The organism is Oleiphilus sp. HI0080 (assembly GCF_001635135.1).
The window spans coordinates 1-1,085 of record NZ_LWFU01000571.1 but is presented as its reverse complement, the minus strand read 5'-3'; the positions used below and the strand labels follow the sequence as shown (position 1 = coordinate 1,085).

The 1,085-nt window shown below is 44.7% G+C and carries 2 protein-coding genes; both read left to right on the top strand.

From position 1 onward, the window contains the following. A partial coding sequence (locus A3751_RS12615; protein WP_197466320.1) for a PleD family two-component system response regulator occupies nucleotides 1-738 on the top strand: 738 nt, incomplete at its 5' end. 121 nt (nucleotides 739-859) lie between these two features. Beyond that, nucleotides 860-1,085 (top strand): type II 3-dehydroquinate dehydratase (locus A3751_RS12610; protein WP_156492418.1); only part of this gene is annotated, 226 nt, incomplete at its 3' end.

The following is a 1,085-nucleotide window of genomic DNA, read 5'->3' as shown; positions in this document are numbered from 1 at the left end:
ATCACCAAAATATGTATTGCCACCAATGAGAAAAAGGCCGAACTAAGCCTTCCCGAAGCGATCGACTCCATCCCGGTAAAATACATCAATGACATTCAAAGCCAGATTTCCCCCGGAACATGCTTTGTCATTGGCATCGATTATCAAAAGCGGCGCTTTGGCTTCGAACTTGCTGCAAAGCTGACAAAGCAAAATACCGACGTAACAATCATCTTCTACAGCTCAGAAGAACCTGAGTTTGAATCAAGGTTACTTGCTGTCCGAAGCAAAGCACAGGCGTTGCTAGTCGGGACGCTCAACTCAAGAAACCTGACAAGAGCCATCAATCAAGCCTTCAACACTAACCTCATCAGCAAACCGCTTATTGCAGTAATTGATGACTCCATGTCACAACTAAAGTATGCAGAGAACGCCTTAACGGCGAACCAATTTGACTGCATTACGATCAACCAGCCATCAAACTTATTGCCGAGCCTCGAGCTCAACGAGCCCGACCTACTACTCCTCGATATGTACCTTCAAGACTGCAATGGAATTGAAGTCGCCAAACTCCTCAAGCAACATCCAAAGTGGAAAAACTTACCCATTATTTTCATGTCTGCCGAAGAAGATCCGGCCATCGTTGATGAGGCGAAAAGTCTTAGTAACTCACCCTTCCTCATCAAGCCAGCCAAACCGGCAATATTGGTGAGAGAAATAAACAAATTGCTGAAACACAACAAGACAACTTCCATCTAAATGGAGGGATTTAGCCCCTAAAATAAGCAAAACTGCAGCTATCTTGCATTAACGATTGCGTATCAAGGAAACCAGCACTAAACTTGGCGTCAAATGAAAATTCGTCAGCAAAGAGTGCCTAATGCCCTCCATACTCGTTTTAAACGGTCCGAACCTTAACTTACTAGGCAAACGTGAGCCGCACATTTATGGTTCAGAGACCCTTCAAGACATCGTAACCCGCCTCGAGACGCATACAGAAGGCACGACGTTTTCAATCAAGCATTTTCAAAGTAACGCTGAGCACGAACTCATTGAACATGCACATGGAGCAAGAGAGAGTGACGTATGCGCCATTATTATTAACC